This window comes from Corynebacterium sp. (assembly GCF_030532325.1).
GTDB lineage: Bacteria > Actinomycetota > Actinomycetes > Mycobacteriales > Mycobacteriaceae > Corynebacterium.
Genome location: NZ_JAUNLS010000008.1, coordinates 76,699 through 103,398 on the forward strand (window position 1 = coordinate 76,699; position 26,700 = coordinate 103,398).

Below are 26,700 nucleotides of genomic sequence, written 5' to 3' on the forward strand. Positions count from 1 at the left end.
ACTATCTTTGGGAGTTCTTTTTTCTTCGCTGACCGAGCCGGAAGAGCGCGGCCAGAATGAGCACTAGCGCGGCGATGGCGCCGACACCATAGACGCTTACGATACCGGCACGAGTCTGAACTGCGATATTGATCGGCTCGGAAATGGCGTGCCGATCAGGAGTGGCCAACCACAACGTGAGATCGGTGCGGGCCTTATCGCTGGGGAGATCGGCCGTCATCGACACCGTAATGGATCCCTTGGCCGGGATGTGGACCAAGGAAGGAGTGTTGAGGGAGCCGCCGTCGGGCGCGGTGTAGGCCAGGCGGGCGTCGACAGGCAAAGGCAGGCCATTCTTGGCCACGATGAGCAAGGGCGAGGACTCCGAGACGCGGGTGTAGACGTTGCCCGGCGGGATGAGGGAGACAGAAGCGCGCAGGTCACGCAGCATTTCCGACTGGCGGCGCAGGCGCTCGGAGCTGGCCTCGATGGACTCGGCGTAGCCGCTGAGCGTGTCGCGGTTGGTCAGCGAGAGGGCGCTAAGCAGATCCCGGCGCAGCGGCAGCGTGAAGCCGTAGCGGGTCATGGCGATGTTCGGATCGTTGACCATGATGCCGGTGAGCTCGTCGGTGTAGCGCGCCTGCTGCTCCACCCGGGTGATGTCCGCGTCCTGGAAGATCGCCGGATCCGGGTACGGGCTGCCGGCCCGGTTTCCCCGCTCCGGGGAGGGATCCTCGATGGGCAGCGCGCTGACTTCGCGGGGGGTGACGGTTTCGGCGTCGATAAGCTGCTGCGCGGAATCCAGCACGGCGCCGGCCGCAGAGACGTCCAGGTAGTTCGGCAGCTTGGCCACCACATCGCCGTGCCGGGCCGCAATACCCAGCGCCGCCGCGGCGCTCAAGGCGCGCGACTGCTCCGAATCCAGCTGATAGTCATAGCGCAACTCGGGGTTGGTGTAGCCCGCCGTCTGCGGCTTGGAGCCGGTCTGGCCCAGCAGGGCGCCCAGGGAGGCGTCGAAGGTGGCGGCCTTGCCCACCCACTGGCTGTTGTCCGCCACCAGCATGGGCACGCCCATGTCGTGGGCGATGGTGCCCGAGCCCGGGGTACTCAGCGGCGTACTCAGCTCGGTGCCCAGCACCCGCTTGATGGTGTCCTCGCCGCGCTGGATGGCCTCGAAGTTGAGCCACTTGTTGTTGACGTGTGCGACGGCGTCAGCATCCGCGTTGGCCCAGGGCATGGTCATGGTGCAGGAGACGTGCTTGAGCTTGCCCAGCCAGGCGGCGGCGTCCGCGCTGCCGCGGCCTGGCTTTCCTCGCTCGTGTTCCTCGTTGGTGAACCAGGAATCGCGCAGGCGCCGCGGGGGCTCGGCGGCCGAGGGGCGGGTGGGGTTGACGGTATAGCCCTTGGCCATGCGGTCCACGGTGTCCACCAGCGCCGGATCCAGCGCCACGCAGCCCGCGCCGCGCAGGTCGTGGGACAGATAGGAATCGAGCAGCACGTCGAGGCGCCCGCCGGGGGCCAGCTCCGCGGCAAGGTTGTCATTGGACAGGATGAGCTCGGTGCCGCCGGTGTCACCGGGCACGATGTCGATGTCGGAGGTCAGCGGGTAGACCAGCGTGAAGGCGTGGGGCTGTTCTTCTGGCTCCGCCTCCGCTGGGTGCGGCTCCGCCTCGAGGTGCTGTGCCGGATCCACCTGAAAGATCAGCCGCTCCTCCGCAAAGTTGGCGGCCTGGCCCTCGCGGGTGCCGGTGAGGGTGAAAAGAAGCGGGTAGGCGCCCGGCTCGGTGATCGCCAGCGTGAGCGCGTGCGCCAGGCCGGTGGGCACCTCGACGCTAAGCTCCCGGCTCTCCCCCGGCGCCAACTCCCCTACCTCGGCGATGGGCCCGTAATAAGGAAATGCGCCTGCCGCCAGCTGCTCGCGTGCCTGCGCGGTGCTGGTGACGGCGTCGCCGCGGCGGGAGGTGATCTGCAGATGAGAGACCGGGGAATCTGAGGAATTATGCACCTTGAAGCGCATGGAGCTGGTCTCCCCTGCCGCCACTGGGGTAGCCTCCAGCAGGCTGAGCTCGAGCTCGTCCTGGCCGCGGGCGCCGACCCACTGCTGGGCCGCCACCTGTTGCTGCTCAGGCTCGACGGCGCCGGCCAGCGGCACGAAGGCAGCGCCCATGCTCACGCCCGCCGTTGCGGCCAACGCTAGCGCCTGGGTGAACCGCGACATCACCGGGGCGTCGCCTTTCCTGCGGCGGCTTCCTTTCGCGCGAGATCCGGCAGCAAGTCGTGGGCGATGCGCGCCAGCTTGCGCTCGTCGGCGTAGGCCAGGTGCTCGATGAGCTCCGAGACCGGGATCCAGGAGACCTCGGTGACCTCGGGGTCCTCGTCATTCATGATGCCGTCGACGTAGCGCAGCAGGTGGTGGTGGACCGTCTTGTGAATGCGCACGCCCTCAGAGACGAACCAGTAATCGATCATCCCCAGGTCCGCGAAGACCTTGCCGTGGATGCCGGTCTCCTCCCACACCTCACGCTCGGCGGTGAGCTCCTTGGCCTCCCCGTTTTCCACGTGGCCCTTGGGCATGGACCACAGCAGGCGCCCGCGGCGATCAAGCCGGCCGATGAGCGCTACATAGATACGGGAGAGATCGACAGAGCCGTCCTCGGCAACAGCCTCAGCCAACCCGGATACCACGAGGCCGCCAGCCGAGGTCTCATCACGCGTGGTCATGCGCGTGGTGGAATGGCGCTGGTTGCGCCCCGCGCGCCGCGAGCGGTTATCGGGGCGGCGTCGGCGGCGTCGCCTGCCACGGCTGTCTCCCGACGAGGAGGAGCCGGTGGAGGTGCCTTGTTCGTGCTTAGTCATCCTGGTCAATCGTAGTAGACTTCAATCCGTGAATTTTCAGGACACTCAGCTTATCGGCGTACTCGCACGGGCAGAAGCGACGGTTGGCTCCCTCAGTGGCCTGCTTTCGGGGCTGGTGGAGCGCTTCGCGCAGCACGATGCGCAGCTCTACCTCGTGGGCGGCTCCGTGCGCGATGCACTGCTGGGCCGGCTCGGCCACGATCTCGACTTCACCACGCCTGCCCGCCCGGAGACCGTGAAGGCCATCCTCGATGATTGGGCCGAGACCGTCTGGGACACCGGCATCGACTACGGCACCGTCTCCGCGGTGTACAAGGGGCAGCAGATCGAGATCACCACCTTCCGCTCCGACTCCTACGACGGCGACTCCCGCAACCCCGAGGTGGTCTACGGAGACACCCTCGAAGGCGATCTCGTGCGCCGCGACTTCAAGGTCAACGCCATGGCCATCGAGCTGCGTCCCGACGGCACCCAGGAGTTCCACGACCCCATGGGCGGCCTGCAGGATCTTGCCCAGGGTGTGCTGGATACCCCGGACGCCCCGGAGATCTCCTTCCACGATGATCCGCTGCGCATGCTGCGCGCCGCGCGCTTTGCCTCCCAGCTGGAGTTCGCCGTGGCGGATCGCGTGCGGGCGGCCATGACGGACATGGCCGCTGAGATCCAGCGCATCACCGTGGAGCGCGTCCAGGTGGAACTGGACAAGCTCATCTGCGGCGCCGCACCCTGGCTGGGCATTGACCTGCTGGTGGATTCGGGCATCGCCGAGTACGTCTTCCCCGAGATCCCCGCGCTGCGCATGGCTCCCGACGAGCACGCGCAGCACAAGGACGTCTACGCGCACTCCCTCACCGTGCTGCGCCAGGCCATGGATCAGGAGGAGGACGGCCCCGACCTGGTGTTGCGCTGGGCGGCGCTGCTTCACGACGTCGGCAAGCCCGACACGCGCGATACCACCGGCGGCAAGGTGACCTTCCACCACCACGAGGTGGTGGGCGCCAAGCTGGTGCGCAAGCGCCTGCGCGCGCTGAAGTACCCCAAGGCCACCACACAGGACATCAGCCAGCTGGTGTACCTGCACATGCGCTTCCACGGCTTCGGTGAGGGGCAGTGGACCGACTCCGCGGTGCGCCGCTACGTCACCGACGCCGGCGAGCTGCTGCCGCGCCTGCACAAGCTGGTGCGCGCGGACTGCACCACCCGCAACGAAAGGAAGGCTCGCCGCCTGCAGCGCACCTACGATCATCTGGAGGAGCGCATCGCGGAGATCGCCGCCAAGGAGGATCTGGCGCGCGTGCGTCCTGACCTGGATGGCAACGAGATCATGGAGATCCTGGGGCTCAAGCCCGGCCCGGAGGTCGGCGCTGCCTGGGCCTTCATGAAGGAGCTGCGCCTGGAGGAGGGCCCCCTCGAGCGCGAGGAGGCCGTCGCCCGGCTGCGCCAGTGGTGGGAGTCCAGGTAGTTTAGTAGACGATGTACGCCGATAGACTTTTCAACGCCCTCGAACGCAACGAGCCCGCGCCCGGCCAGCTGCTGGTCGCGGCCCCGGGCATGCTCTCCGTGGAGTTTGCTCGCTCGGTGATCCTGGTGATTGAGCACAACGAGCTCATGACCTTCGGCGTGGATCTCACCAAGCGTTCCGAGGTGGCGGTGTTCAACGTCTTGCCGGAGTGGCTGCCGGTGGTGGCCAAGCCGCAGGCCCTCTACATTGGCGGCCCGCTCAACCAGCAGTCCGTGGTGGGCCTGGCCATGACCAAGAGCGGGGTGAACATGGATAAGACCCCGCAGCTCAACCGCCTCGCGCCGCGCCTGGCACACGTGGATCTGCGCGCGGATCCGGAGGAGATTGCGCAGCTTGTCGACGGCACCCGGATGTTCGCCGGTTACGCCGAGTGGGGCCCGGGCCAGCTGCACGATGAGATCGAGCGCGGCGATTGGTTCGTGGCCCCGGCCCTGGCGCAGGACGTGCTCACCCCCGGCCCTGCCGATCTGTGGGCTGATGTGATGAAGCGGCAGCCGATGCCGCTGCCGCTCTACTCCACCTACCCCGCCAACATCGAGAACAACTAGAGCTCCCCGTAGAGCGCCGTGGCCTCGCTCCACAGCGTGTGGAAGTCCTCGGCGCTGATGCGCTCGGCCTCGATGCCCTCGAAGTCACCGTAGGTGTCCGGATGTGGAACCTGCTTCTGGGGGATGTCCGCGTTACCCACGGAGGTGGTGGGTGTGGCTGCGCCCATGATGGCGTCGTTCGGCGCCAGAGCGATCATGCGCTGCATGGCGCAGGCCTGGGGGCCCAGCTCCTCCAGCTCGGCCACGTGGATCGCGGTGCCGACTCCGGGGATGGTCATGGTGGTGCGGACGTACAAGTGCGTGCTCATGGGTTAAGAGTGTACTTCCTCGGCTTCGCGGCCGTAGCGGGCGGCCATGGAGGCGCAGATCATGAGCTGGATCTGGTGGTAGATCATCAGCGGCAGAATGATAAGCCCTAGGGAGGCACCGCCGGCGCCGAACATCACCGAGGCCATGGGCAGGCCGGTGGCCAGGGACTTCTTGGAGCCGCAGAACTGGATGGCGATTTTGTCCGCGCGGTTGAATCCGAGTTTGTCCGAGGCGTAGCCGGTGAGCCACAGCATGAAGAAGACAAAGATGGTGGAGAAGACAATCTGGAAGAGGATTTGCCAGAGGTCGATGGAGGTCCAGATGCCGTCGACCATGCCCTTGGAAAAGGCCGCGTAGACCACCATGCCGATGGAGCCCCGGTCCACGATCTTGGTGGCCTTGTTGGCGGCAAAGTTCTCCACCCAGCGGCGGGTGAGCTGGCCCAGGATGAAGGGTGCGAGCAGGAGTGCTGCGATCTCCAGGAACACGGAGGCGTCAATGTGCAGGCTGCCGCCGGCGCCCATGAGCCCCATGACCAGCAGGGGGGTGAGGATGACGCCCGCCAGGTTGGAGGCGGAGGCGGAGACGATGGCACCAGCCACGTTGCCGCGCGCGATGGAGGTGAAGGCCACGGAGGACTGGACCGTGGAAGGTACGAGCGTGAGGTAGAGGATGCCCAGGTACATGTCCTGGGGAATGAACGCCGTCATGGGGCGCAGCGCCACGCCGATGAGCGGGTAGACCGCGAAGGTGAAGACGAGGATGGTGAGGTGGAGCTTCCAGTGTTTGAGTCCCTCGAGCGCCTCGCGCGTGGAGAGTCTGGCTCCGTAGAGGAAGAAGAGCAGCGCGATGGCAACGTTGGTGGCTACATCGAAGCCCTCGGCAAAAGAGCCGCGCGCGGGGAAGAGGATGGCGATGACCACCGCGCAGAGGATGAGGACGATGAGGGGGTCGAGTCGTTTCAGTTTCGCGAGCATAGGCTGCATTCTATCCCCCGCGCGTGAGGAAACCTCGCTCCCCCACTGGCCGCTGCTCGCACAGAAACGTCCAGGGTGGTTTCACGTGAAACCACCCCGCGTATCTCGGATGAGTCTCGCGGCAGCGAGGTTAGTTGGTCACGTTCTTGACGGTCCCGCCGTCCGATTCCACGCCGTACTCTTCGAGCGGCTTGGTGCCCGGGCCGCCAGTGGGTTCGCCGGTGTTGAGATCGTAGCTGGTGTAGTGCGTGGTGCAGGTGGCGGTCATGCCCTGGATCTCGGTGATGAGGCTGCCCTGGTGCGGGCAGGTCTGAGAGTAAGCCTTGAACTGGCCCTCGGTGGGCTGCGTGAAAATCACTTTGTCAATGATGACGGCGGAGCCAACGGGGATCTCGGTGGCGGCGATCTCGGCGCTTGGCGCCTTGCCACAGGCTGCGAGGTAGGCGCCGGCAAAGGTGGTGGCGGATCCAAGGAGGAAGATGCGGCGGGAACACAAAGTCATGCCTCTACTTTAGCCCTTCCCTTCCTGAAAAGAATGGCTTCGGATAAAAGAAAGTGACGGTATGTGCAGGGGTTGCCCGTGGAGCATATAAAGTCACTGTGACGAGTAGATCTTGTCGCGCCGACCAATAGAGAAAACCTCAATGGTGACGACATCATCGTGAATGAGGGCGAGGATGCGATAGGAGCCAACTCGATAGCGCCACTCCCCCGTGCGGTCTGCGGTGAGCCCCTTGCCGAATGCGCGAGGGTCAACGCATCCGTCGAGATGTTTCTTGATCCACTTGGCGAGGATCCTGGCGTCAAAGCGGTCCATCTTCTTGAGCTGCTTGTGCGCCCGCGCAGTGAATTCAACGCGGTAGGGAGTGGACGTAGGAGGCATCAGGCGAGCTCAGAAAGAATATCGTCCATACTTAAACGCTCCCCAGAGTCCTGTGCGACGGCGTCGCGCAGTTCTTGGAGGTCGTGAGCGTCCTCGATCTTTTCCAAAATGGCGCTGCGGACGAAATCGGAAATGGTGACGCCCTCAAAGTGAGCGAACTTTCGAACGAGCTCGGCGTCTTCTTCGCTCATGCGTACTGTCATGGTGCTCATAGTTCCTCCCAACGGTGGTGAATACAGTGTATTCAGGTCCCCGTTAAGAGGTCAATGCCTTATGCGTGGTGAATTCTTTTGCTGGTGATGGCGCTAGTTCTTGTCGGATTCCTCGGCGGCCTTGCGGAGGGCATCCAGATCTACGGCCGGGGCCGGTGTGTCGGCCTCGCCGGAGCCGCAGCCGCCATCGCCACAGTTGCAGCTCTCACCGCAGCCTTCCTCCTCCTGGTGCGCCTGATCCCAGAGGTAGGCTGCGCGCGCACCCATGTTGGAGCCGATGGAGAGCGCGAGGACCGCGACGATGAAGGTGACCACGGGGATGAGCCACATCCAGCCGGAGGCGCGCAGAGCCACGAGCCCGCCAAAGACAAGCGCTACTCCCCCGAGCAGCCAGAAGGGGCCAGCCACGGCGTGGGCGTTATCCCACGCCTCCTTGGTCTTGCGGATTTCCACGAGGCGAAGGCCCACGACGTTGTTGCCGGGAAGCTTGCGGGCGGTGGCGAGGCCGCCGACGACCAGGAGGATGAAGGCAAGGATAAAGAAGAGGATTCCTACAGCGAGCATGGGCTCAAGTTTATCCCTGAGTTCCCCGGATCAAAAAGCGCGACGCCGTGCTGGCGAGTGCTTCGGGGCTAGTGAGGGTGTGTTTGTGGTCTGAATGTTGGTTCAGATTATAAGCTCCATGCTGTAATATTCATTGCGTGTCGCATGATAGAAATCTCATGGTTCAGCGCGGCACGGGACCGTAAGTAGAAAAGAATCACGTATGAACTTCAAGAAGATGACTGACTCGTTGCTCTTCCGCATCGTAGTCGCCATTATCCTCGGTATCGTCGTCAGCCTCTTCGCGCCCGAGTGGCTGGGCCGGACGTTCGCCACTTTCAATGGCCTGTTTGGTAACTTCCTCGGCTTCTTCATCCCGGTGCTGATCTTCGCCCTGGTTGCGCCCGCCATCGCGGGCCTGGGCCGCGGCGCTGGAAAATGGCTGGGTATCACCGCGGGTATCGCTTACGGCTCCACCATCGTCTCCGGTCTCATCGCCTACGCGCTGACCCAGGTGCTTTACCCTGCCATGCTGGCTGGCCAGACGCTCAACACGGACGTCGCCGATATTGACGAGGGTGCTTTGGCCCCCTACTTCACCGTAGAGATGCCAGCCCCCTTCGAGGTGATGACCGCCCTGCTGCTCTCCTTCTGCGTGGGCGTGGCCATGACCACCGTGAAGTCCGATAACCTCTACACGCTGACCAAGGAATTGGAAAACGTGGTGATCAAGGTAATCTGGGGCTTTGTCATCCCGCTGCTGCCCATCTACATCTTTGGCATGTTCCTGGCGCTGGGCATGAACGGCAACCTGGGCTCGGTGCTCATTGCCTTTACCAAGGTGCTCATCCTGGCGGTCATCATGACCGTGGTCTACCTCATCTTCCAGTACGCGGTGGCCGGTGCCATTGCCGGCAAGAACCCGGCCAAGGCGCTGAAGAACATGGCCCCGGCCTACTTCACCGCGCTGGGCACCTCCTCCTCCGCGGCCACCATCCCGGTGACTCTGGAGTCCACCCTGCGCAACGGGATCTCCAAGCCCGTGGCCGGATTTGTCATTCCGCTGTGCGCCACCATCCACCTCTCCGGCTCGATGATGAAGCTGACCCTTTACGCCTTCGCCATCGTCTACATGGCGGATATGGATGCCTCTTTTGGTAAGGCCATGGGCTTCATCCTGCTGCTGGGCATCATGATGATTGCCGCCCCGGGCGTGCCGGGCGGCGCGGTCATGGTGGCCGTGGGCCTGCTGCAGTCCAACATGGGCTTCGACGACTCGATGGTGGCGCTCATGATCGCGGCCTACATCGCTATCGACTCCGTCGGTACCGCCGCTAACGTCACCGGCGACGGCGCCATCGCGATGATCGTGGACCGCTTCGCGCGCAACAAGATCGAGGGCCTCGACGAGGAGGCCGCCACCAGCGGCGCCGCCGGAGCAGAGGCCTAAGCTAGACGCGCGTCCTCGCGTGGAACCCTGTTTCACGTGAAACAGGCCAAAGCCTCCTTCCTCCCCCACTGAGAATGACGTGGGAGGGGAAGGAGGCTTTTGCTGTGCGCCTTAGTCGCGGATGGTGGCCGCCTTCATGGAAGCGACGTACTCGCTCACCGCCTGGGCCAGGCCCTCGTCGGGGTTGCCCGCGGCGTCGAGGTGCGTGTCGATGACCTTGGTGAGTGCCGAGCCGGTGATCGCGCCGGCCGCCCCGGCGGCGATGGCATCGCGCACATGCTGCGGGGTGGAAATTCCGAAGCCGAGCAGGATGGGCGCGCCGCCGAAGCGCTGCACGTTGGCCACCACCTCGCTCAAGCCGCGGGTCTCGGACTCGTGCTCGGTGCCGGTGACGCCGTCACGGGAGATGGCGTAGATGTAGCCGCGGGAGTTGCGGGCCACGCCCTCGAGCGTCTTCTCGGAGGCCTGGGCCGGGGCGATGAAGATCGGATCGATGCCGGCCTGCTCGGCGGCCGCAACGAAGGGGGCGGACTCGCGCACGGGAACGTCGGGAAGCAAAATGCTATCGGCACCGGCCTCCGCGAAGTCCCGGTAGAACTGCTCGATGCCGCGGGTGAAGGCCACGTTGCCGTAGATGAGCATGCCCAGGGGCAGCTCCGGAAACTCGGCGCGGATGGTGCGGATCTGCTCTATGGCGGAATCGACGGTGGCGCCGTTGCGCAGCGCGCGGATGTGGGAGGCCTGGATGGTGGGGCCATCGGCCACTGGGTCGGAGAAGGGCACGCCGAGCTCCAGGGCATCGGCGCCACCGGCCACCGCCGCGCGGACTACCTCGAGTGCTACCTCGGGGCGCGGATCACTGAGCATGATGAAGGGGACAAAGGCCCCCTCGCCCCGGGCGTCCAGCTGCTGAAAAAGTGCTTCATAGCGGCTCATTTACTTCTCCTCCTTGAGGCGGTATTCGGGGTGCTCCTCCAGGGTGCGGCGCACGTGATCGATGTCCTTGTCTCCGCGGCCAGACAGCGAGACGAGGATGGTGATGTCCTCGTCCTTGCGCTTGAGCGCGTAGGCCAGGGCGTGGGAGGACTCCAGGGCCGGGATGATGCCCTCCTTCTTACTTAATAGCTGGAAGGCCTCCAGCGCTTCGGCGTCGGTGATGCCCACGTAGGTGGCGCGGCCGGTCTGCGCCAGGTAGGCGTGCTGCGGGCCCACACCTGGGTAATCCAGTCCGGCGGAGATGGAGTAGGACTCCTCCACCTGGCCGTCGGCGTTGCGCATGAGGTAGGAACGCGCGCCGTGCAGGATGCCCACTGTGCCGTTGTTGATGGTGGCGCCGTGCTTGCCGGAGTCGAGGCCCTCTCCCCCGGGCTCGGCGCCGACGAGCTCGACGCCTTCCTCGTCAATGAAGTCAGCGAACATGCCGATGGCGTTGGAGCCGCCGCCCACGCAGGCCACCACGAGGTCCGGCAGCGCGCCCACGCGCTCGAGCATCTGCGCCTTGGCCTCTTCGGAGATGACCTTGTGGAACTCGCGGACGATCGTCGGGAAGGGGTGCGGCCCGGCGGCGGTGCCGAGCAGGTAGTGGGACTCGTGGAAGGTGGCGGTCCAATCGCGCAGCGCCTCGTTGACGGCGTCCTTGAGAGTGCCGGAGCCGGAGTCCACCGGAACCACCGTGGCGCCCATGAGCTCCATGCGGTAGACGTTGGGCTGCTGCCTGGCGACGTCCTTGGCGCCCATGTAGACCACGCATTCGAGGTCGAGCAGCGCGCAGGCCAGCGCGGTGGCGGTGCCGTGCTGGCCCGCGCCGGTCTCAGCGATGATGCGCTTCTTTCCCATGCGCTTGGCCAGCAACGCTTGGCCGATGACCTGGTTGGTTTTGTGCGCGCCGCCGTGGACCAGATCCTCGCGCTTGAGGAAGATGCGGGCCTTGCCGCCGAGCTTGGTGGCCTCGGTCAGCGGCGTGGGGCGCCCGAGGTAGTCCTTGAGGTAGCCCGCGAGTTCTGCGCGGAAGGAGGGATCATTGGTGGCGTCGACGAAGGCGCGCTCGAGCTGATCCAGAGCCGGGATGAGGGACTCTGGAACGAACTGCCCGCCAAACTCGCCGAAGTACGCCGGGAGGAGTGTCTCCCGTTCTGCGTTGTGCTGAGTCATGGTGTGGGTGTCTTTCTCTCGTGGATGGTGGTGGGTGTGGGTATGCGTTTAGTCGGTGAACTCGCGGATGCTGGCGAAGACGCGGGCGATGCGCCCGGTGTCCTTGCGGCCGCCCGCCTCAAGGCCGGAGTTGAGATCCAGGCCCGCGGTACCCACGGAGAGCGCCGCGTGGAGGTTCTCTGGGCTGATGCCGCCGGCGAGCAAGGACTTCCCGCGCACGCTGGCCGGGACGGTGGACCAATCGAAGCTCGTGCCCGTGCCGCCGGAGCCGGAGTCGAGGATAAGCATGTCGGCGGCATCGGCCAGCTGCGCGGCGAGGGCAGGGCCCTTGGGGCCCTGCATGTCCACGGCGCGCCACACCTGGCGCTCCCCCGCCGCCGCGCGCACCGAGGAGAGGAGCGCGTGCTCGGCCTCGAGGCTGCCTTGGTAGGGTGCGTGGATCTGGAAGACGTCGATGCCCTCGAGGGTGAGCTCCTCCCAGCCGGTGGTGCGGCGGGAGACCGCGACGTACTCGAGGCCGGGCTCGTGGGCGATGATCTCGCGCGCGGTTTCACGTGAAACATTGCGCGGCGAGGCCTCCTCGAAGATGAGTCCGCCGTAGAGGGCGCCGGCCGCGCGGGCCGCCTGCGCCACGGAGCACTCGGTGATGCCGCAGACCTTGTTGCGGCCGAAGACCAGCTCGCGCGCGGCGGCGTCGATGTCCGGTGTTCCCGTGAGTTGGGAGCCGACGAGGAAGGCGTTGGCGTGCCCGCCGAGCCGGCGCACCGTCTGGTTATCGCGGATGCCGGACTCCGAGACGATGACCTTTCCCTCCGGCACCCGAGGGGCCAGGCGCTCAGTGCGGCTGAGGTCGATGCTGAGATCGTGCAGGTTGCGATTGTTGATGCCGATGATGTCAACGCCGAAGTTCACCGCGCGGGATACCTCCTCCTCGGTGATGGCCTCCGTGAGGACGTCAAGCCCGAGGTTATCGGCTAGCGCCTTGAGGCTGGCAAAGGTGTCATCGTCCACGATGGACATCATGAGCAGGATGGCGTCCGCGCCGAAGTAGCGCGCGGCGTAGACCTGAATCGGGTCGATGATGAAGTCCTTGCACAGCACCGGCAGGTGGGTGGACATGGCCACCGTCTGCAGATGATCGTAATCGCCGCCGAAGCGCTCCGGCTCGCAGAGCACCGAGATGGCCGAGGCGTAGCGGGAGTACACCCGCGCGATGGCCCCCGGTTCGTAGTGCGAGCGGATGAGCCCCAGCGAGGGCGAGGAGGCCTTGCACTCCATGATGAAGCGGTTGCGGCCCTGCAGGGCACGGTACAGCGAGCGCGTGGAGCGCGGTAGGGCCTCCAGATCCACGTGCGCCAGGCGTTGGCGAATCTCCGGCAGGTGGGTGCGCCGCGTGGCGACGATCCCTTCCAGCACCGTGGGTACCTTATTCTCCGCCATAGTTGGCCTCCTCGTGGGTGCGCAGCCACTCCTGCACCTGGCCGCTTTCGATGAGTTCGCGCGCGTGGACCACGCCCTCGGCCATGGTCTCGGCCGTGCCGTTGAGGTAGAACATCAAGCCGGCGGTGGCTGCGATGGCGTCGACATGCGCGGGCTTGCCGTGGCCCTCGAAGACCGCGCGGATGAGCTGAGCGTTCTCGGCGCCGTCGCCGCCGGCCAGCTCGCTGAGCTCGTGGCGCTCGACTCCGAGATCCTCCGGGCTGATCTGGTAGTGGGTGATCTCGCCTTCGTTAAGCTCCCAGACGTCGGTGGTGCCGTGCACCGCCACCTCGTCGGTGCCCGCGCCGTGGATGACCAGAGCGCGGCGGCGGCCCAGCTCCTTGAAGACCTCCGCGATGGTCTGGCCCAGCGCCGGGTTGGCGATACCCATGATCTGCAGCTCCGGACGGGCCGGGGCGAGCAGCGGGCCGAGGGTATTGAAGATGGTGGAGATCCCCAGCGCCTTGCGCACCGGCTGCACGTGGGCCACCGCCGGGTTATAGGCCGGGGCGAAGAGGAAGGTGAAGTTGGAGGACTCGAACTGGCGCACCGCGCGCTGGGGATCGAGATCCAGCGGGATGTTGAGTGCCTCGAGGACGTCGGCGGAGCCGGACTTGGAGGAGACCGAGCGGTTGCCGCACTTGACCATCCGCACTCCCCCGGCGGCGGCCACGAGGGACGCCGCGGTGGTGATGTTGATGGTGTTGGCGCCGTCGCCGCCGGTGCCCGCGGTGTCCATGAGGCCCTTCCCGGTGATGGGGAAAGGATAGCCGGCCTTGAGGAAGGCCTTGGCCGCGCCAGCTACATCCGCGAAGGTTTCCCCGCGGGTACGGATGGCCGCGAGCAGCGCGGCGATGTGGACTTCGTCGTAATCACCCACCGTCAGAGGAGTGAAGACCTCAATGGCTTCTTCGATGGTGGGTTCCTTGATGTCGAGGTAGCTCTGTAGGGTGCGCAGGGAATCGCTGCTCGTCATGGTGGTGGTCCTTTCTATGCGGTGTGGTTAAGGGGTGTGGTTATGAAACTGGCTAAGGGCATGGATGCTGCGGTCGATCATCACCGGGCCCTGCGGGGTGAGGATGGATTCGGGGTGGAATTGCAGGCCCAGTGCCATGCCATCCGGGGTGGCCGCGGCCATGACCACCTCCCCGCGCTCGGTGGGCGTGGTGGCCAGGGGGTGGAGCTGCTCCGGGGTGGTAAAGCAGCCAAGCGAGTGATAGCGCGCCACCGGCACCTGCGTGCCGCCGCGGTGCGGGGCGTCCGGCTCCACGTTGGTGGCCAGGCCCTGGAACACGGGGTGGCGCTGCCCCTCCGGGGTCAACGTCATGGGCACCGAGGCGCCGTGCACTGGGCCGCAGGGCTCCACCTTTCCGCCGAAGTGCTCGAGCAGGGCCTGGAAGCCTAGGCAGATGCCGAGCACGGGGATGGTGCCCAGAGCGGCGTTGAGGATCTCCATGAGGTTGCCGGCCTCGCGGGGGTGACCCGGGCCTGGGGAAAGCACGAGGAGATCGGGCTGGGCGGCGAGCACCTCGTTCACCGGCACAGTGTTGCGGAAGACCGTGGTGCGGCAACCGTGGAGGGCGTCAACGAGGTTATAGACAAAGGAATCGTGGTTATCAATGAGCACCACGTGCGGGGTGTTCTGGCTCATCGGATGACCTCCAGGGAAGCGTTGTGGGCCTGGGCGATGGCACTGAGCACCGCGTAGGCCTTGTGGACGGTTTCATCGGCCTCGGCCTGGGGCACGGAATCGCGTACCACGCCGGCACCCGCCTGCACGATGGCCTTGCCGCCGGCGACGTAGGCGGAGCGGATGACGATGCAGTTATCCATCGAGCCATCACCCTTGAGGTAGCCCACTGCCCCGCCGTAGGAGCCGCGCCGGGTGCCCTCGGTCTCGCGCAGCAGTTCGGTAGCGCGCAGCTTCGGTGCCCCGGTAAGCGTGCCCATGGTCATGCAGGCCCGGTAGGCGTCGAGCGCATCGAAATCCTCGTGCAGGGTGGCCACCACCCGGGAAACCAGGTGCATGACCCGGGAGTAGCGGTCCACGCTGAGCAGCTCCGCTACGCGCCGGGTGCCGGGCACCGCCACGCGGGCGAGATCGTTGCGGGCAAGGTCCACGAGCATGATGTGCTCGGAGACCTCCTTGGTATCGGTGCGCATGTCCAGCTCGGCGCGGATGTCGAGCTCGTGGTTGACGCTGCCGTCCGGGTTGAGCCCCCGCGGGCGGGTGCCGGCGATGGGATAGAGCTGCACCTCGCGGTTGTGGGCGCTGAACTTGAGGTTGGATTCCGGGGAGGCGCCGAAGAGCTCGTAGTCCGCTCCCCGCACGTAGAACATGTAGGGCGAGGGATTGGACTCGCGCAGCTTGCGGTAGGCGGCCCAGGCGCTGGGACACTCCAGCTCGAAGGAGCGCGAGGGCACCACCTGGTAGATGTCGCCGGCGGCGAGGTTGCCCTGCAGGCGTTCCACGTGGGCGCGGAAGGTGGCGTCATCTATGCTGGCCACCGCGCGCAGTGCCGGCACGCTGGGGGCGGGCTCCATGCTGGCAGGCTGGGTGTGTGCGGCGCGATCGAGGGCGCGGTCGAGCTCGCGCTTGTCGATGCCCCATCCCTCCATCCATGCCTTCTGGTTGAGGTGGTCCACCACAAGCAGGTGCTCGGCCACGAGGAACTCGTAGTCCGGGTAGCCGTTAGCGCCCTCAGTCACCGCGGGCAGATCCTCGAAGGAGGCCAGGTAGTCAAAGGAGAAGCCGCCGCCGAGGAAGGGAAGGTCCTCGGCTACCGAACCCTGCTCGCCGCCGAGCTCCATGAACTGGAGGAAGCGCAGGACGTCCGCGCTGGAGGAGTCCTGGAGGCGGGCGCGCTCGTCGTGCTCGCGGGACCTCTCAAAGAGAAAGACGGACCGCTCCCCCGCTGGTTGCTCCGGCTCGGTGGCCTCGGGCTGGCGCTGGGTGGCGAACTCGGCGTTGAGCCTTTCCAGTAGCAGGCGGCCGGACTCGCTGAGTGCCTGAGCGGTGACGCGGTTATCGCGGCAGGTGACCTTCATTGCCGCCTTGGTGATGGCGATGCAGTTGAGGTTCTTCTTGGACTCGATGTCGGCCGCCTCGAGGAGCAGGGAGTCGCGCGGCGTGGCGAGGGCGTAGAAGAGAGCGGCCGCATCAAGGGTATAGGCGAGCTCGCGCTGTGCTGTGTACGGCATGATGGCCTTTCGCTGACGTTGGGGATTGACGTGGAGGGTGGGCAAAGGGGTGGAGCCCAGCGGCGGGCTCGTGGTCAAAAACGCCGAAAGGCCCGCTGCCGCGGACCGAAGAGAGGGATGACAAGGAAGGCCCGCAGGTTATGCGCGCCACCACCAGTTCAGGGAGTTCTTTGTCATGTGTGTCACTCTAGCATCCGATTTCTCTCGCTGTATAGGTAATGAGAAAAATACCCCCGGGCGCGGGCTGTTTCACGTGAAACATCGCATCCCGGGGGTTGACTTCCGTTCGGGCACTGGGGTGGAGTGTCGGGCGGGGCGCGCTGGGGTTTAGGAGCGCTTGATCAGGGCCTTGGAGAAGTAGGCCTCGACCGAGGAGGCGTCATCCAGCGGCAGGACCGCGCCCACGTACTGATCGGGGCGGACGATGACCACCGCACCTTCGCGGGAGATGCCGCGGGCCTCGAAGATGTCCTTCTCCGCGGAGAGCACGCTGAAGACGTTCTCCCAATTCGGCACGTTGAACTTGCCGTTGCGCGGGCGGAAGAGGCGCGGGGCGTCGAGGATCTCGAAGTCGTGGTGGTTGGTCTGCTGGTAGATGGCCTTGATGTCGAAGTAGGTGTTCTCATCCTCACCCTCCGGGGTGAAGGCGGCGACGACCTTCTCCATGTTCTCCGCCCAGGCGCTCAGGCGGGAGTCTTCGCCGGCCTTGGGGGCGTCGGCAAAAGCGTAGATGCGGTAGCGGCCGTCGGCCTGGTGCTGGTGGCCCAGGTGCTGCGGGAAGGCGTCGCAGCGGCGCAGGACCTCGTAGGACTTGAAGCGCTTGCCCACCGGGAAGCCGGAGGCCAGCTCCTGGTTCTCGGTGCCGCCGACGATGAGGTTCTCCTCGTACTGGGTGAGCATGCCGGCGGCAAACTCCTCGGCGGCAACGTAGTACTTCTCCACTGCCTCCGGATCATCCAGCTCCTCCGTGGGGGTGGCCATGAGAGTGGACCACTCCTTGTCAAAGTTGATGAGGTTCTGGGCGGCCGGCTGGCGCTCGCCGTGGTAAGTGCACAGCAGGTCCTTGGGCGCGCGGCCGTCGAGCACGTGGCCCAGCTTCCAGCCGATGTTGAAGCCGTCCTGCATGGATACGTTCATGCCCTGGCCGGCCTTGGCCGAGTGGGTGTGGCAGGCGTCTCCGGTGAGGAAGACGCGCGGCTCGGCGTCGCTGTCATCGAAGGCGTCCACCAGGCGGTGGCCCACCTCGTAGACGGAGTGCCAGGCCACCATCTTGACGTCCACGTAGTAGGGGGCGTAGATCTCGTTGGCCTTCTCGATGATCTTCTCAATCGGGGTCTCGCGGACCTTGTGGTTGTCATCCTCGGCCACCACGCCGAGGTCGACGTAAATGCGGGAGAGGTAGCCGCCCTCGCGCGGGATGTGGAGGATGGAGCCGGCCTTGGAGTGGATGGCGCACTTGGTGCGCCAGTCCGGGAAGTTGGTGTCCACCACGACGTCCATGACGCCCCAGGCGTGATTGGCCTGATCGCCCTTGAGGCTGCGGCCGATGGACTTGCGCACGCGGGACTTGGCACCGTCGCAGCCGACGACGTACTTGGCGCGGACGTCGCGCGGGTTACCCTCGGCGTCCTCGAGGTGGACGAGCACCGGGTACTCGCCCTCCCCCACCTCCAGGGAGAGGAAGTTCCAGCCGTAGTCCGGGGTGATGCGGGCGGGTCCGCGGCGCGCGTAGCGGGCAAAGTAATCCAGCACGCGGGCCTGGTTCACGATGAGGTGCGGGAACTCGGAGATGCTAAACTCGTCATCGATAGGGCAGGCAGTGCGGATGATCTTGGAGCGGTCTTCCGGATCCGGGTTCCAGAAGGACATCTCGGTGATCTCGTAGGCCTCCTCGATGATCTCCTGGGCAAAGCCGAAGGCCTGGAAGGTCTCGGTGGAGCGGGACTGGATGCCGTCCGCCTGTCCCAGCTCGAGGCGGTGGGGGCGGCGCTCGATGATGCGGGTGTTGACGCTGGGGAACATGGACAGCTGTGCGGCGGCAATCATGCCGGCCGGGCCAGAGCCGACGATGAGAACATCCATCTCATCGGGCAGCTCGGTGGCGCGATCGACGCCATAGCCTGCAGCCGGGAGCTCTCGGGGGTCTTCAGAAACATAGCCGTTGTGGTGGAACTGCACTGTGGTCTCCTTGATTACCAATGGGGGTGCGGGGGTAGGAATCAACCCCGGCGAAGTGTGAGCTAATGGAGGGAAGGGCGGTGACTCACCTCAATGAGTGCGAACCCTGTGATCTAAGTCCTATGGGCCGAATCATATATGATGACGCAACCCCGCACAATGAGATTCACAATTTATGTCTCTCAGAGTGCGGGGTCGGGGGTGGCGCCGGAGAGGTGCCTACTTGTTCTTGCTGAAGATGAAGTGGCCGCGAGACTGCTCGGCCTCGTGCTCGGGGCCCAGCGGGATGCCCTTGCGCTCGCGCAGGATGAAGGTGCACACCAGGCCCACGATGGAGGCGGTGACCAGATATCCCGAGACCGCGAAGGTGGTGCCGGTGGCCTCCACCAAGGCCGCGGCGATCATCGGGGCGAAGGCGCCGCCGAGGATGGAGCCCAGCGCGTAGGTGATGGACACACCCGTGGCACGGATGGAGGCCGGGAAGAGCTCGGCGTACATCGCGGACTGCGCTCCGTAGGTCAGGCCCAGGCCGATGGTGAGGAAGATCAGCGCGATGTAGAGCTTGCCCAGCTCACCGGTGTTGACCATGGGGAACAGTGCCGCGGCGCCGATGCCCTGCAGAACAAAGCCGATGAGGTAGGTGTTGCGGCGGCCGATGTAATCGGAGATCCAGCCCGCCATGAGGGTGAAGATGCCCCAGGTGAAGGCGGAGAGGGTGACGGCATTGAGGACGTCGCCACGCGCCAGGGCCACCGGGCCGTCCGGGTCCGTGGCGTACTTCTGGATGTATCCGCCGGTGGTCATGTAGCCCACGGTGCCGTTACCAGCGAAGACGAGCGCGGCGATGAAGACCAGCGGGGTGAACTTGGCAAAGAGCACGCTGATGGGGTTGCGGGCCTCCTGCTCCTCGCGTTCGGCGATCTCCGCGAACACCGGGGATTCCTCCACGCCCATGCGGATGTAGTAGCCCACGAGGACGAGCACGAAGGAGAGCAGGAAGGGAACGCGCCAGCCCCACTGCATGAAGGCCTCCCCCGGGGCGATGGTGTTCATAATGGACAGCACGCCGGAGGAGAGCAGCAGGCCGGCGGGCACACCAATCTGGGGGCCGGCGCCGTAGAGGCCGCGCTTGTCAGTGGGAGCGTGCTCGACGGCCATGAGCACCGCCGAGCCCCACTCGCCACCGGCGGAGATGCCCTGGATGATGCGCAGGAGGATGAGCAGGATGGGCGCCCACACGCCGGCGGTCTCGTAGGTGGGCAGCACACCGATGAGCGTGGTGGCACCGCCCATGGCGAACAGCGTGACGAGCAGGACCACGCGGCGGCCTAGGCGGTCGGCGAAGTGGCCGGCCAGGAAGGCGCCGAGCGGGCGGAAGAGGAAGGAAAGGCCGACGGTCAGGAACGCGATGATGCTGGCCATGCCTCCTTCCAGGGGGCCGAACATGAGCTTGTTGAAGACGAGGCCGGCGACGGCGGCGTAGAGGAAGTAGTCATACCACTCGATGGCGGTACCAATCGTGGTGGCTGCGACAACACGGCGGCGTTCGTTCGTCGTGATGGTCCCAGCCGCAGGGGTGCGGGGCATGCGCGTTCCTTTCAAGGGGGATGTGTCGTGTCGTATACGCTTAAGGCAGTGTGAACTAAACCACTTGCAGCGATGTGGAAGATAATATACGATTCGGGCAAGGATTTGTTCAAAGTAAAGGATTCTTCATGGCTGTACCCGCGTTCTTGCCGGTTAATCCGGGCAAAATGATCGCCGTCCATGTGGCCTTTGAGTCCCGCGCCGCGCAGCGCGGCCGCTGGCCCAAGACCCCGAGCTACTTCCTCAAAGCAACCAGCACCCTCGCCGAGTCCGGCGGAGTGGTCGAACGCCCAGAAGGCACCGAGCTTCTGGCATTCGAGGGTGAGATTGCGCTCATCATCGGAAAGCCGGCCCGCAACGTCTCCCTCGAGGAGGCCTGGGATCACGTCGCCTACGTGACCGCCTCCAATGACCTGGGCATCTACGACTACAAGGCGCAGGACAAGGGCTCCAACACCCGCTCCAAGTCCCGCGACGGCTACACCCCCATCGGGCCGAAGCTTATTGACGCCCAGACGGTCGACCCCAAGGGCCTGCGCCTGCGCACCTGGGTCAACGGCGACCTTGTGCAGGAAGGCACCTCCTCCGACGAGGACATGATCTTCCCGCTCGCGCAGTTCGTGGCTGACCTCTCTCAGCACATGACCCTCGAGGAGGGTGACATCATCCTCACCGGCACACCGGCCGGCTCCACGGTCATCGTGCCGGGCGACGTCGTCGAAGTCGAGGTGGACGTCCCCGGCGGCGAGAGCTCCGGGCGCCTGTCCACCACCGTCGTGGAGGTCCCCGCCTCCTTCGACCCGGCGCTGGGAAACCTCCCCCACATCGATGACAAGCAGCGCGAGGACGCCTACGGCGACCGCGAATCCGCCGGCCTGCCGCCGGTAGGCGCGGAGCACGCGCTGGACCCGCAGCTCAAGGCCAAGCTGGAGAAGGCCCCCACCGCCGGAATCTCCGCCCAGCTGCGCAAGCGCGGCATCAACCAGTCCGTCATCGAGGGCGTCTACCCGCAGACCACCGGAACCACAATGGTCGGCGTGGCCCGCACCCTGCGCTTCGTGGCCGGCCGCGAGGACCTCTTCAAGTCCCACGGCGGCGGCCTCAACGAGCAGAAGAAGGTCTTCGACACCGTGCGTGAGGGCGAGGTCATCGTCATCGAGGCTCGCCAGGAGCCTGGCTCCGGCACCCTGGGTGACATCCTGGCCCTGCGCGCCAAGGTGCGCGGTGCGGCGGGCGTGGTCACCGACGGCGGCGTGCGTGACTACGAGGCCGTCAAGGAGATCGGACTGCCGGTCTTCACCCAGGGCGCGCACCCCTGCGTGCTCGGCCGTAAGCACGTGCCGTGGGACAGCGACATCGCCGTCTCCTGCGGCAACGCCACGGTCCTGCCGGGTGACATCGTCGTCGGTGACGACGACGGCGTGGTGGTCATCCCCCGCGACATCGCCGAAGAAGTCGTGGACGCCACCCTGGCCAAGGAGCACGAGGACGAGTGGGTGGCCAGCCAGGTGGAAACCGGCGCCAGCCTTGACGGCCTCTTCCCGCCCACCGGGGCCAACAAGGAGGCATACATCGCCTTCCGTGAGGCCAGCAAGGACGCCGGGAAGGCGGGTGATCAGTGACGCGAACCATCGACCGCACCCCGGCGCCCGCCGGGGTGAGCAAATCACAACACGCCTATAACTGGATAAGCCGCAAGATTCGCACTCGCGAGTACGAGCCGGACTACCGGCTGGTGCTCACCTCCATCGCGGAGGAGCTGGACGTCAGCGTGGTTCCCGTACGCGAGGCCATCCGCCAGCTCGAGGCCGAAGGAATGGTCACCTACGAACGCAACGTCGGAGCCCGCGTGACCACCTTCAACCGCGAGGCCTACTACGAGACCATGGACATCGTGGCCACGTTGGAGGCCAGAGCCACGGCGGAGTCCGCGCCCTTGTTGGACGCGGAGGACATCGCCAAGGCGCGCGCCATCAACCAGCAGATGAGGGACTTGGACATCCACCACGAGCCGGAGGAATTCACCCAGCTCAACAGGGACTTCCACAGCGTCCTCTTCAGTAAGTGCCCCAACGAGCGCCTAGTGAGCCTGGTGGTCGAGCAGTGGAATCAGCTGGATTATCACCGCGTGTCCACCTTCCGCTACGTGCCTGAGCGAGCCCAAGAATCCATCAACGAACACGAACAACTGGTCAGCTTCATCGAGGCTGGCGCGGAGCCGGCGTACATCGAGAAGGTCGCACGCCAGCACCGGCTGCGGACCTCCGCCAGCTACCGCGAGAAGAACACACACCTCATCGACTCTTAACCCCTCACTATCACGACACAAGGAGCACAGCACATGGCTATCAACAACGACGCCGCCAAGCCCGCAGACCTCCCCGAGAAGATCCTCCACTACATCAACGGTGAGTTCGTCGAGTCCATTGACGGCGACGAGTTCGACGTCCTAGACCCGGTGACCAACCAGAACTACATCAAGGCAGCCTCCGGCAAGCCGGCGGACATCGACAAGGCCGTTGCCGCCGCCAAGGAAGCCTTCGAGAACGGCCCGTGGTCCAAGGCCCTGCCGCGTGAGCGCGCCCGCGTGCTCAACAAGATTGCGGACATCGTCGAGTCTCGCGCCGACAAGCTCGCCGCCTGGGAGTCCTTCGACTCCGGCCTGCCCATCACCCAGGCCAACGGCCAGGCCAAGCGCGCCGCGGAGAACTTCCGCTTCTTCGCCGACCTCATCGTGGCGCAGGCTGACGACGCCTACAAGGTCCCCGGCCGCCAGATCAACTACGTCAACCGCAAGCCGATTGGCGTCGCCGGCCTCATCACCCCGTGGAACACCCCGTTCATGCTCGAGTCTTGGAAGCTCGCCCCGGCCATCGCCACCGGTAACTCCGTGGTGCTCAAGCCGGCCGAGTTCACCCCGCTCTCCGCACAGCTGTGGGCCGGCATCTTCGAGGAGGCAGGCCTGCCCAAGGGCGTGTTCAACCTGGTCAACGGCTTCGGCGAGGAGGGCTACGCCGGCGACCCGCTGGTCAAGCACCCGGACGTGCCACTCATCTCCTTCACCGGTGAGTCCCGCACCGGCCAGATCATCTTCGGCAACGCCGCACCGCACCTCAAGGGCCTGTCCATGGAGCTCGGCGGCAAGTCCCCGGCCATCGTCTTCTCCGACGCCGACCTGGAGACCGCAATCGACGCCTGCATCTTCGGTGTCTTCTCCCTCAACGGCGAGCGCTGCACCGCCGGCTCCCGCATTCTGGTCCAGCGCGACATCTACGACGAGTTCGTTGAGCGCTACACCGCGCAGGCCAAGCGCGTGAAGGTGGGCCTGCCCTCCGACCCGAAGACCGAGGTCGGCGCCCTGGTTCACCCGGAGCACTACGAGAAGGTCACCTCCTACATTGAGATCGGCAAGCAGGAGGCCACCCTGGCCGCCGGCGGCGAGCGCCCGGAGGGCTTCGAGGAGGGCAACTTTGTCCAGCCCACCGTCTTCGTCGACGTCAAGCCGGATGCCCGCATCTTCCAGGAGGAGATCTTCGGCCCTGTCGTGGCCATCACCCCCTTCGACACCGACGAGGAAGCCCTGGAGCTGGCCAATAACACCAAGTACGGCCTGGCCGCCTACGTGTGGACCTCCGACCTCAAGCGCGCCCACAACTTCGCGCAGAACGTCGAGGCCGGCATGGTGTGGCTCAACTCCAACAACGTGCGTGACCTGCGCACCCCGTTCGGCGGCGTCAAGGCCTCCGGCCTGGGCCACGAGGGCGGCTACCGCTCCATCGACTTCTACACCGACCAGCAGGCCGTCCACATCAACCTGGACAAGGTGCACAACCCGGTCTTTGGCAAGCAGGACTAGTCCCGCATTCACCTACCCCCCACCCCCACTTGAATTGCAAGGAGCAATCATGACTGAAGTACAGGCCCCCGACATCCTGCGCTGCGCCTACATGGAGATCGTGGTCACCGACCTGGCCGCCTCCCGCAAGTTTTACGTTGACACCCTCGGCCTCGTGGTCACCGAGGAGAACGAGAACGAGATCTACCTGCGCACCTACGAGGAGTTCATCCACCACAACCTGGTTCTGCGCCAGGGCCCGGTGGCCGCCGTGGCCGCCTTCTCCTTCCGCGTGCGCAGCCCGGAGGATCTGGACCTCGCCGAGGAGTTCTACAAGGCTCGCGGCTGCGAGGTCCGCCGCAACAAGGAGGGCTTTGTCAAGGGCATCGGCGATTCCGTGCGCGTCATGGATCCGCTGGGCTTCCCCTACGAGTTCTTCTACGAGGTCGAGCACGTGGAACGCCTGGCCTGGGCTTACGACGCCCACATCCCCGGCGCCCTGGTCCGTCTCGATCACTTCAACCAGATCACCCCGGACGTGCCGACGGCCGTGGACTACATGGAGGACCTCGGCTTCCGCATCACCGAGGACATCCGCGACGAGGAAGGCACCGTCTACGCCGCGTGGATGCGCCGCAAGTCCACCGTCCACGACACCGCTATGACCGGCGGCGACGGCCCGCGCATGCACCACATTGCCTTCGCCACCCACGAGAAGCACAACATCATCGCCATCTGCGACAAGCTGGGTGCCCTGCGCGAGTCTGACCGCATCGAGCGCGGCCCGGGCCGCCACGGTGTGTCCAACGCCTACTACCTCTACCTGCGCGATCCGGACGGCCACCGCGTGGAGATCTACACCCAGGATTACTACACCGGCGACCCGGACAACCCGGTCATCACCTGGGACGTTCACGACAACCAGCGCCGTGACTGGTGGGGCACCCCGGTTGTGCCCTCCTGGTACCGCGACGGCTCCACCGTCCTCGACCTCGACGGCAACCCGGTTCCGCTGGTCGAGCGCACCGACGAGTCCGAGCTGGAGCAGACCATCGGTGCCGATGGCTTCTCCTACACCCGCAAGGAAGACTCCGCTGAGATGCCGGAGTGGAAGCTGGGCGAGTACAAGCTGGGCCACCAGCTCTAAAGCGCGCGCCGCGCGCACTCGCTAACGTTGGGCCTCGCAGCGCAGCCACCCTAGGACTGCCCGCGGGGCCTCTCGTTGTTTCACGTGAAACCACGCATTTCCCTCACTCACCACAACTAACCCGCCACATCACACCCGTCAAAGGAGCGAATGACATGCTGAGCACAGAGCAGCACATCGCCATCGCTGATGAGCTCGCCCAAGCCGAAAGCGACCGCACCATGGTCGAGCGCCTCACCAAGCGCTTCCCCGAGATGGAGGTCGAGGATTCCTACGCCGTACAGGCGGAATGGGTCCGCCGCGGCGTCGAGAAGGGGCGCCGCCTGGTAGGCCGCAAGATCGGGCTGACCTCCAAGGTTATGCAGGAGGCCACCGGCATCACCGAGCCGGATTACGGTGCCATCTTCGAGGACCAGGTCTTCGAGAACGGTTCCATCATCGAGCACGCGCAGTTCTCCAACGTGCGCATCGAGGTGGAGCTGGCCTTCGTTCTCAAGGAGAAGCTCACCGGTCCGAATTGCACGATTTTCGACGTCCTGCGCGCCACCGAATACGTGGTCCCCGCGCTGGAGATCCTCTCCTCCCGCGTGGAGATGGAGGGGCGCACCATCGTGGACACCATCGCGGACAACGCCGCGCTCGGCGCCATGGTCTACGGCGGTAACCCCGTTGCCCCCGAGTCCATCGACCTGCGCTGGGTCTCCGCCCTGCTCTACCGCAACGAGTCCATCGAGGACACCGGCGTAGCCGCCGCGGTGCTCAACCACCCGGCCATGGGCGTGGCCTGGCTGGCCAACAAGCTGCACCAGCACGGCGACTCCCTCGAGGCCGGCGACATCATCCTCGCCGGCTCCTTCACCAAGCCCATGTGGGTCGAGCCGGGCGATACCGTGCTCGCTGACTACGGAAAGTTGGGAACCATCTCATGCCGATTCCAGTAAAACTCCCCGCCACTTTTGCGCAGGCGCTTGACCGCGCCTCCTCTCCCCTCATCGGCGCCTGGATCAGCTCTGGTTCGGAGGCCGCCGCAGAGATCATCGCCTCTGCCGGATTTGAGTGGACGCTCATCGACGGCGAGCACTCCCCCTACAGCCTGGAGACCGTGCTCAGCCTGCTGCGCGCCACCGACGCCTACGGGCTGACCCGCGTGGTACGCGTGCCGGTCAACGACACCGCGCTGATCAAGCAGTACCTGGATCTCGGCGCGCAGAACCTCATGGTGCCGATGATCGACACCAAGGAGGAGGCCGAGGCCGCCGTAGCCGCGATGCACTACCCGCCGCGCGGCGTGCGCGGCGTGGGCGCGGCGCTGGCCCGCTCCTCACGCTGGAACGGCGTGGAGAACTACCTGGCCACGGCCTCGGAGACAGTGAGTCTCACCGTGCAGATCGAATCCGCTACTGCCGTGGAGAACGTCGAGGAGATCGTCGCCGTGGACGGCGTGGACCAGATCTTCGTGGGCCCCTCGGATCTTGCGGCCTCCATGGGGCTTTTGGGCCAGCAAACCCACCCGGATGTGCTGGCCGCGGTGGACCGTACCTTTAAGGCCTGCCAGAAGGCGGGTAAGAAGGTGGGTGTGAACGCCTTCAACCTGGATCAGGCGCGTAGCTACCTGGAGGCCGGTGCCTCCTTCGCGCTAGTGGGCGCTGACGTACAGCTGCTGGCGGGCGCGGCGCGCTCGTTGGCTGATTCATTTGCCTCTTCATCTGCTACTGAGAGCAATCACTGAGAGCAACCGTTAAGGAGTAGAAAGACTCATGACTACGCAAAGCAAAGTAAACATCGACGAGCTTCTGGCTAAGGTTCCGACGAAGCTTTTGATTGGTGGTCAGTGGGTGGATTC

General features: G+C 65.5%; 25 protein-coding genes. 9 read left to right on the forward strand and 16 right to left on the reverse strand.

Annotated features, from left to right (window positions below):
- Window position 1 precedes the first annotated feature (1 nt).
- Both Q4E25_RS06150 and Q4E25_RS06155 read right to left on the reverse strand, forming a co-directional pair.
- The gene (locus Q4E25_RS06150) at window positions 2-2,197 is read right to left on the reverse strand and encodes a DUF6049 family protein (protein WP_303155197.1); all 2,196 of its coding nucleotides are present in this window, start codon (window positions 2,195-2,197) and stop codon (window positions 2-4) included.
- Window positions 2,197-2,835 carry an NUDIX hydrolase gene (locus Q4E25_RS06155; protein ID WP_303155198.1) on the reverse strand — a complete coding sequence of 213 codons (639 nt, stop codon included), beginning with the start codon at window positions 2,833-2,835 and terminating at the stop codon, window positions 2,197-2,199. The genes Q4E25_RS06150 and Q4E25_RS06155 overlap by 1 nt, the downstream gene beginning before the upstream one ends.
- A 28-nt stretch (window positions 2,836-2,863) precedes the next feature.
- Between Q4E25_RS06155 and Q4E25_RS06160 the strand changes: the two genes are divergently transcribed.
- On the forward strand, window positions 2,864-4,297 hold the full coding sequence (locus Q4E25_RS06160) for a CCA tRNA nucleotidyltransferase (protein ID WP_303155199.1): 1,434 nt from the start codon (window positions 2,864-2,866) through the stop codon (window positions 4,295-4,297).
- Window positions 4,298-4,308: 11 nt separating this feature from the next.
- Window positions 4,309-4,905 carry a YqgE/AlgH family protein gene (locus tag Q4E25_RS06165; RefSeq protein ID WP_303155201.1) on the forward strand — a complete coding sequence of 199 codons (597 nt, stop codon included), beginning with the start codon at window positions 4,309-4,311 and terminating at the stop codon, window positions 4,903-4,905.
- Here the strand turns inward: Q4E25_RS06165 and Q4E25_RS06170 are convergent.
- From Q4E25_RS06170 to Q4E25_RS06195, 6 genes are all read right to left on the reverse strand, one after another.
- A complete protein-coding gene (locus Q4E25_RS06170; protein ID WP_303155204.1) occupies window positions 4,902-5,213 on the reverse strand; it encodes a hypothetical protein in 312 nt (103 codons plus the stop codon). The two genes, Q4E25_RS06165 and Q4E25_RS06170, sit on opposite strands and share 4 nt — an antisense overlap.
- 3 nt (window positions 5,214-5,216) lie before the next feature.
- A complete protein-coding gene (locus Q4E25_RS06175) occupies window positions 5,217-6,191 on the reverse strand; it encodes a bile acid:sodium symporter family protein (RefSeq protein WP_303155207.1) in 975 nt (324 codons plus the stop codon).
- A gap of 130 nt (window positions 6,192-6,321) precedes the next feature.
- Window positions 6,322-6,693 carry a Rieske 2Fe-2S domain-containing protein gene (locus tag Q4E25_RS06180; protein WP_303155210.1) on the reverse strand — a complete coding sequence of 124 codons (372 nt, stop codon included), beginning with the start codon at window positions 6,691-6,693 and terminating at the stop codon, window positions 6,322-6,324.
- Between the two features lie 93 nt (window positions 6,694-6,786).
- On the reverse strand, window positions 6,787-7,074 hold the full coding sequence (locus tag Q4E25_RS06185; RefSeq protein WP_303155213.1) for a type II toxin-antitoxin system RelE/ParE family toxin: 288 nt from the start codon (window positions 7,072-7,074) through the stop codon (window positions 6,787-6,789).
- A complete protein-coding gene (gene relB, locus Q4E25_RS06190; protein ID WP_303155216.1) occupies window positions 7,074-7,277 on the reverse strand; it encodes a type II toxin-antitoxin system RelB family antitoxin in 204 nt (67 codons plus the stop codon). Before relB ends, Q4E25_RS06185 begins: the two co-directional genes overlap by 1 nt.
- Window positions 7,278-7,379: 102 nt before the next feature.
- Window positions 7,380-7,850 (reverse strand): SdpI family protein, encoded by a 471-nt coding sequence (locus tag Q4E25_RS06195; RefSeq protein WP_303155219.1) that lies wholly within the window; start codon window positions 7,848-7,850, stop codon window positions 7,380-7,382.
- Between the two features lie 202 nt (window positions 7,851-8,052).
- Between Q4E25_RS06195 and Q4E25_RS06200 the strand changes: the two genes are divergently transcribed.
- On the forward strand, window positions 8,053-9,279 hold the full coding sequence (locus Q4E25_RS06200) for a dicarboxylate/amino acid:cation symporter (protein ID WP_303155221.1): 1,227 nt from the start codon (window positions 8,053-8,055) through the stop codon (window positions 9,277-9,279).
- A 111-nt stretch (window positions 9,280-9,390) separates the two neighbouring features.
- On the opposite strand, the gene trpA is transcribed toward Q4E25_RS06200, so the two are convergent.
- From trpA to Q4E25_RS06240, 8 genes are all read right to left on the reverse strand, one after another.
- Entirely contained in the window at window positions 9,391-10,215 is an 825-nt protein-coding gene (trpA, locus tag Q4E25_RS06205; protein WP_303155223.1) for a tryptophan synthase subunit alpha, read from the reverse strand.
- A complete protein-coding gene (gene trpB / locus Q4E25_RS06210; protein WP_303155225.1) occupies window positions 10,216-11,430 on the reverse strand; it encodes a tryptophan synthase subunit beta in 1,215 nt (404 codons plus the stop codon).
- 48 nt (window positions 11,431-11,478) lie between these two features.
- On the reverse strand, window positions 11,479-12,870 hold the full coding sequence (trpCF, locus tag Q4E25_RS06215) for a bifunctional indole-3-glycerol-phosphate synthase TrpC/phosphoribosylanthranilate isomerase TrpF (protein WP_303155226.1): 1,392 nt from the start codon (window positions 12,868-12,870) through the stop codon (window positions 11,479-11,481).
- Window positions 12,857-13,885: an anthranilate phosphoribosyltransferase gene (trpD, locus tag Q4E25_RS06220; protein WP_303155228.1), complete on the reverse strand. Its 1,029-nt coding sequence runs from the start codon at window positions 13,883-13,885 to the stop codon at window positions 12,857-12,859. The genes trpCF and trpD overlap by 14 nt, the downstream gene beginning before the upstream one ends.
- Before the next feature lie 27 nt (window positions 13,886-13,912).
- Window positions 13,913-14,560, reverse strand: coding sequence for a gamma-glutamyl-gamma-aminobutyrate hydrolase family protein (locus Q4E25_RS06225; protein ID WP_303155230.1), 648 nt, complete (start codon window positions 14,558-14,560; stop codon window positions 13,913-13,915).
- Window positions 14,557-16,110: an anthranilate synthase component 1 gene (locus Q4E25_RS06230; RefSeq protein ID WP_303155232.1), complete on the reverse strand. Its 1,554-nt coding sequence runs from the start codon at window positions 16,108-16,110 to the stop codon at window positions 14,557-14,559. Before Q4E25_RS06230 ends, Q4E25_RS06225 begins: the two co-directional genes overlap by 4 nt.
- Before the next feature lie 327 nt (window positions 16,111-16,437).
- On the reverse strand, window positions 16,438-18,288 hold the full coding sequence (locus tag Q4E25_RS06235) for an FAD-binding monooxygenase (RefSeq protein WP_303155233.1): 1,851 nt from the start codon (window positions 18,286-18,288) through the stop codon (window positions 16,438-16,440).
- 219 nt (window positions 18,289-18,507) lie between these two features.
- Window positions 18,508-19,875 (reverse strand): MFS transporter, encoded by a 1,368-nt coding sequence (locus Q4E25_RS06240; RefSeq protein WP_303155235.1) that lies wholly within the window; start codon window positions 19,873-19,875, stop codon window positions 18,508-18,510.
- Window positions 19,876-20,003: 128 nt separating this feature from the next.
- Here Q4E25_RS06240 and Q4E25_RS06245 point away from each other — a divergent pair, with 128 nt between their 5' ends.
- The 6 genes from Q4E25_RS06245 (at window position 20,004) to Q4E25_RS06270 (ending at window position 26,586) form a co-directional block, all read left to right on the forward strand.
- Window positions 20,004-21,497 (forward strand): fumarylacetoacetate hydrolase family protein, encoded by a 1,494-nt coding sequence (locus tag Q4E25_RS06245; protein ID WP_303155237.1) that lies wholly within the window; start codon window positions 20,004-20,006, stop codon window positions 21,495-21,497.
- Complete coding sequence (locus Q4E25_RS06250) at window positions 21,494-22,183, forward strand: GntR family transcriptional regulator (protein WP_303155239.1); 690 nt, start codon at window positions 21,494-21,496, stop codon at window positions 22,181-22,183. Before Q4E25_RS06245 ends, Q4E25_RS06250 begins: the two co-directional genes overlap by 4 nt.
- Window positions 22,184-22,216: 33 nt before the next feature.
- Window positions 22,217-23,731, forward strand: coding sequence for a 5-carboxymethyl-2-hydroxymuconate semialdehyde dehydrogenase (hpaE, locus tag Q4E25_RS06255; protein ID WP_303155241.1), 1,515 nt, complete (start codon window positions 22,217-22,219; stop codon window positions 23,729-23,731).
- Window positions 23,732-23,780: 49 nt separating this feature from the next.
- The gene (gene hpaD / locus Q4E25_RS06260; RefSeq protein ID WP_303155244.1) at window positions 23,781-24,857 is read left to right on the forward strand and encodes a 3,4-dihydroxyphenylacetate 2,3-dioxygenase; all 1,077 of its coding nucleotides are present in this window, start codon (window positions 23,781-23,783) and stop codon (window positions 24,855-24,857) included.
- A gap of 155 nt (window positions 24,858-25,012) precedes the next feature.
- Complete coding sequence (gene hpaH / locus Q4E25_RS06265) at window positions 25,013-25,798, forward strand: 2-oxo-hept-4-ene-1,7-dioate hydratase (RefSeq protein WP_303155245.1); 786 nt, start codon at window positions 25,013-25,015, stop codon at window positions 25,796-25,798.
- Window positions 25,783-26,586 (forward strand): HpcH/HpaI aldolase/citrate lyase family protein, encoded by an 804-nt coding sequence (locus Q4E25_RS06270; RefSeq protein ID WP_303155248.1) that lies wholly within the window; start codon window positions 25,783-25,785, stop codon window positions 26,584-26,586. The genes hpaH and Q4E25_RS06270 overlap by 16 nt, the downstream gene beginning before the upstream one ends.
- The last annotated feature ends 114 nt before the right edge of the window (window positions 26,587-26,700 follow it).

Bases quoted from the DNA above. Each gene is read 5' to 3' on its own strand.
- Q4E25_RS06155 (WP_303155198.1), bottom strand. From the start codon at position 2,835: ATGACTAAGCACGAACAAGGCACCTCCACCGGCTCCTCCTCGTCGGGA.
- Q4E25_RS06195 (WP_303155219.1), bottom strand. From the start codon at position 7,850: ATGCTCGCTGTAGGAATCCTCTTCTTTATCCTTGCCTTCATCCTCCTG.
- Q4E25_RS06230 (WP_303155232.1), bottom strand. From the start codon at position 16,110: ATGCCGTACACAGCACAGCGCGAGCTCGCCTATACCCTTGATGCGGCC.
- relB (WP_303155216.1), bottom strand. From the start codon at position 7,277: ATGACAGTACGCATGAGCGAAGAAGACGCCGAGCTCGTTCGAAAGTTC.
- Q4E25_RS06180 (WP_303155210.1), bottom strand. From the start codon at position 6,693: ATGACTTTGTGTTCCCGCCGCATCTTCCTCCTTGGATCCGCCACCACC.
- trpB (WP_303155225.1), bottom strand. From the start codon at position 11,430: ATGACTCAGCACAACGCAGAACGGGAGACACTCCTCCCGGCGTACTTC.
- Q4E25_RS06150 (WP_303155197.1), bottom strand. From the start codon at position 2,197: ATGTCGCGGTTCACCCAGGCGCTAGCGTTGGCCGCAACGGCGGGCGTG.
- hpaH (WP_303155245.1), top strand. From the start codon at position 25,013: ATGCTGAGCACAGAGCAGCACATCGCCATCGCTGATGAGCTCGCCCAA.
- Q4E25_RS06175 (WP_303155207.1), bottom strand. From the start codon at position 6,191: ATGCTCGCGAAACTGAAACGACTCGACCCCCTCATCGTCCTCATCCTC.
- Q4E25_RS06170 (WP_303155204.1), bottom strand. From the start codon at position 5,213: ATGAGCACGCACTTGTACGTCCGCACCACCATGACCATCCCCGGAGTC.
- Q4E25_RS06270 (WP_303155248.1), top strand. From the start codon at position 25,783: ATGCCGATTCCAGTAAAACTCCCCGCCACTTTTGCGCAGGCGCTTGAC.
- Q4E25_RS06185 (WP_303155213.1), bottom strand. From the start codon at position 7,074: ATGCCTCCTACGTCCACTCCCTACCGCGTTGAATTCACTGCGCGGGCG.
- Q4E25_RS06200 (WP_303155221.1), top strand. From the start codon at position 8,053: ATGAACTTCAAGAAGATGACTGACTCGTTGCTCTTCCGCATCGTAGTC.
- Q4E25_RS06240 (WP_303155235.1), bottom strand. From the start codon at position 19,875: ATGCCCCGCACCCCTGCGGCTGGGACCATCACGACGAACGAACGCCGC.
- Q4E25_RS06245 (WP_303155237.1), top strand. From the start codon at position 20,004: ATGGCTGTACCCGCGTTCTTGCCGGTTAATCCGGGCAAAATGATCGCC.
- hpaE (WP_303155241.1), top strand. From the start codon at position 22,217: ATGGCTATCAACAACGACGCCGCCAAGCCCGCAGACCTCCCCGAGAAG.
- trpCF (WP_303155226.1), bottom strand. From the start codon at position 12,870: ATGGCGGAGAATAAGGTACCCACGGTGCTGGAAGGGATCGTCGCCACG.
- Q4E25_RS06165 (WP_303155201.1), top strand. From the start codon at position 4,309: ATGTACGCCGATAGACTTTTCAACGCCCTCGAACGCAACGAGCCCGCG.
- hpaD (WP_303155244.1), top strand. From the start codon at position 23,781: ATGACTGAAGTACAGGCCCCCGACATCCTGCGCTGCGCCTACATGGAG.
- trpD (WP_303155228.1), bottom strand. From the start codon at position 13,885: ATGACGAGCAGCGATTCCCTGCGCACCCTACAGAGCTACCTCGACATC.
- Q4E25_RS06225 (WP_303155230.1), bottom strand. From the start codon at position 14,560: ATGAGCCAGAACACCCCGCACGTGGTGCTCATTGATAACCACGATTCC.
- trpA (WP_303155223.1), bottom strand. From the start codon at position 10,215: ATGAGCCGCTATGAAGCACTTTTTCAGCAGCTGGACGCCCGGGGCGAG.